Here is a 3,151-nt window from a genome sequence, read left to right as displayed (position 1 = left end):
TCTCCGGGGCGGACGGGCGACGGAGACGCGGTCGGCGCCGCGCTGCTCGGAGCGGGAGACGCGGCGGCCCCGGGCGCGCTGGGCGCGGCTCCGGGGGCGGCCGGCGTCGTCGCGCTGGGCGTGCCGGTGGGAGCGGTCGTCGCCGCCGCGAAGGTCACGTCGATCCAGGGGCTCGGCGGGCTGTAGTTGCCGGCGCTGTCGCCGGCGATGGCGGAGACCCGGTGCGCGCCCGCCGTGATCGTGCCGCCGGTGCAGCTCCAGGCGCCTCCGCTGACCGCCGCGTCGCAGGTGTTGACCCGGTCCACGTACACGTAGGCGCGAGTGCCGTCCACGCCCGTCCCGGAGTAGGACGCGCCGCTGAGCGGCAGGGCGGCGCCGTTCGACGGCGAGGTGAGGGCGGGGGCGGCAGGAGCAGCGGTGTCGACCACGAGGGTCACCGGCGCGCTGGCCGGCGAGGCGGCGCTGCCGGCGAAGGAGGCGGTCTGCGTCGCGGTGACGCGGTAGCTGCCCGGCGCCGGAGTGGGGGCGAGCTGGCAGAACCATGCGCCGCCGGAGTCGGCGGTGGCCAGGCACGCGGCGCCGCCGTTCGAGACCGCGGCGACGCTCGCGCCGGGGTAGGCCGTGCCGCGGACCGAGCCCGCGGAGGTCGCCGAGCCGTCGACCGACTCGATGACGGGGGCGCTGAGGACGGCGATCGGGACGGCGGCCGAGGTGGTCCCGCCGCCGGCGAGGAGCTCCACCGCGACCAGGGTCGCCGGGCCGTCGTCGAGGGAGACGGCGCAGCTCCAGCCGCCGTCGGGGCCCGCGGTGGTGATGCAGAGGGGGTCGCCGCCGCCGCGGAGCCCGATCTGCACCTGGTCCCCGGCCGTCGCGGTGCCGGTGACCGTCGTCGCTCCCGTGCTGAGGACCGCGCCGGAGGCGGGAGCGGTGATCGCGAGAGCTGCGGCCTGCGCGGCCGGAGCGGCCAGCCCGGAGACGGAGGCGACGGCCGCGAGGAGCACCAGCAGCAGGGCGGCCGTGCGCCGCGGGGATCGGCGGAGTCGGGGCACCGGCACGACCGGTGAACCCCCCGGTACTGCCACGTCGACGCCCGATTTCACGATGCGTCCATTGCACGGGGGCAGTGGGGAGCTGTCAAGCGCGCCGCACCACTGTTCCCGGATGTACACCATCCGGAGGAGGCGTCTCGGCCGGTCGGGGGAGTCGGGGAGATCCGGGAGAGCGCTTCCGCGAGAATATACCCGTCGATCAGATCCGGAGGACAGTGGAATGCGCGAAGACGAGGCCCGCGGGCGCGATCGGCGGGAGGTGCGCGTCGAGGCCGCGCGCTTCGACGATCCGCGCGAGCTGGGCGGGCTCCTGCCGCCGGGCCTGCGCATCGGACTGGCGCAGAGCGCCTTCCAGACGGAGGGCTCCCTCGAGGCGGGCGGCCGGGGCCGGTCGGTGTGGGACGACTTCGCGCTGCGACGGGGGACGATCGCCGAGGAGGCCACTCCCGAGATCGCGACGGACTTCCTCCTGCGCTGGCGCGAGGACCTCGCGCTGATGGTCGATCTCGGCGTCGACGAGCTCCGGCTCTCGGTCTCGTGGCCTCGGCTGCATCCCGACGGCCGCGGGCCGATCGACCGCGGAGGGCTCGGCTTCTACGACCGCCTGCTCGACGGGCTCGCCGAGACGGGGATCCGGGTCGCGCTGACCCTGCACCACCGCGACACCCCGTCGGCGCTCAGCGGCGGCTGGATGAACCGCGACACCGCGTTCCGCTTCGGCGATCTCGCCTTCGAGCTCGGCGGGCGGTTCGGCGACCGGGTCGCCGACTGGATCACCCTCGACCAGCCGTCGACGGTGATGCTCGAGGGCTACGCGCTCGCGCGGCAGGCGCCGGGCGCCGGCCGGCTGTTCAGCGCCCTGCCGGCGCTGCACCACCAGCTCCTCGGGCACGGTGTGGCGCTGGAGGCGCTGCGGGCGGCGGAGGTGTCCGGGAGGATCGGCCTGGTCGACGCGCTCGCGCCCGTCGAGCCCGCCTCCGACGACGACCGGGACCGCGCCTTCGCCTCCCTGGCGGACGTCCTGCGGAACCGCCTGGTGGCCGACGCCGTGCTGACCGGGTCCTTCCCGGTCGGACCGGAGGAGCTGCCGCCGTTCCTCGGCGCCCTCGCGCAGGCGGATCCGGTCGACCTCGCGCGCATCTCGGCTCCGCTCGACTTCTACGCGGTCGCGCCGCTGCCGCCGCTGCGGATCGTGGCGGGCCGCGACCCGGCGCTGCCGACCGGGGTGGGCGCTCCTCCCGCGCTCCCCTTCCACACGGCGCCCTGGCCGGAGCTGGACCGCACGGGCGACGGCTCGCCGGTCGCACCCTGGGCGGTGGTCTCGGTGCTGCGGTCCCTCGTGGAGCGCTACGGCGACGCCCTGCCGCCGCTGGTGGTGACCGCGCTCGGCGCGAGCTACCCCGACGAGCCCGATCGCGAGGGTGCGATCGTCGACACGGAGCGGATCCGCTGGCTCGGGGCGCACCTGGCCGCTCTCGCCGAGGCCGTCCACGACGGACTGCCGGTGGAGGCCGTGCAGCTCTGGACCCTGGTCGACGCGTTCGAGTGGCAGCACGGCTACAGCCGCCCGCACGGGCTCGTGGCCGTCGACACGCGCAGCCGGGACCGCGTGCCCAAGGCGTCGTTCGACTGGCTCCGGCGCGTCCTCGACGCCCGCTCCTGACGCGGGGGCGTGCGAGACTGCCGCCGTGCGCAGCCTCCTCGCCCTCGCCTCCGTCCTCCACGCCGACCCCGCCCCGGTGCTCGCCGCCCTCGCGGACGTCCTCGCCGCCGACGGCGCCTACGAGCGGCGGGGGAGCGGGCTCGAGCGCCGGCTCCCCGTGCTCGGCGTCGAGCAGTGGCGGGTCCTGGCGGACGAGGAGGGGGCCCGGGTCGAGTGCGAGCTGGTCGCCGCACCCGCCTCGTCGGCGCTCGCCGGGGTCCTCCTCCGGCGGCGGATCCGCGAGGCGCCGGACCGGTTCCGCGCGGTCGTGACCGCGGTCGCCGACGCGGTGGAGTGACGCTCCGGGGACGCCCGCGCGCCGCCAGAGGTCCTTGTCGCCGCTCGGCAGGCCCCAGAGCGGAGCGGTGCCGGGCCCGGTGCCGAGCGATGACGCCCGCTC

2 protein-coding genes and 1 pseudogene are annotated in these 3,151 nt (G+C 76.8%); 2 read left to right on the top strand and 1 reads right to left on the bottom strand.

Annotated features, from left to right (window positions below):
• Positions 1-1,049, bottom strand: a pseudogene (locus tag C5C82_RS16930) (hypothetical protein); the annotation flags it as partial.
• Between the two features lie 220 nt (positions 1,050-1,269).
• Between C5C82_RS16930 and C5C82_RS16925 the strand changes: the two are divergent.
• Both C5C82_RS16925 and C5C82_RS16920 read left to right on the top strand, forming a co-directional pair.
• Positions 1,270-2,712 carry a glycoside hydrolase family 1 protein gene (locus C5C82_RS16925; RefSeq protein WP_181072930.1) on the top strand — a complete coding sequence of 481 codons (1,443 nt, stop codon included), beginning with the start codon at positions 1,270-1,272 and terminating at the stop codon, positions 2,710-2,712.
• Between the two features lie 25 nt (positions 2,713-2,737).
• On the top strand, positions 2,738-3,049 hold the full coding sequence (locus C5C82_RS16920) for a hypothetical protein (protein WP_104227427.1): 312 nt from the start codon (positions 2,738-2,740) through the stop codon (positions 3,047-3,049).
• Positions 3,050-3,151: the final 102 nt, after the last annotated feature.

Source organism: Rathayibacter sp. AY1D5 (genome assembly GCF_002932515.1).
In the GTDB taxonomy this organism is placed as follows: Bacteria; Actinomycetota; Actinomycetes; order Actinomycetales; family Microbacteriaceae; genus Rathayibacter.
Note: the sequence above shows the minus strand (reverse complement) of the source record. Positions and strands in the feature narration are given on the sequence as shown.

Excerpts from the sequence above, each read along its gene's own strand:
- C5C82_RS16925 (WP_181072930.1), top strand. The coding sequence starts at position 1,270 with ATGCGCGAAGACGAGGCCCGCGGGCGCGATCGGCGGGAGGTGCGCGTC.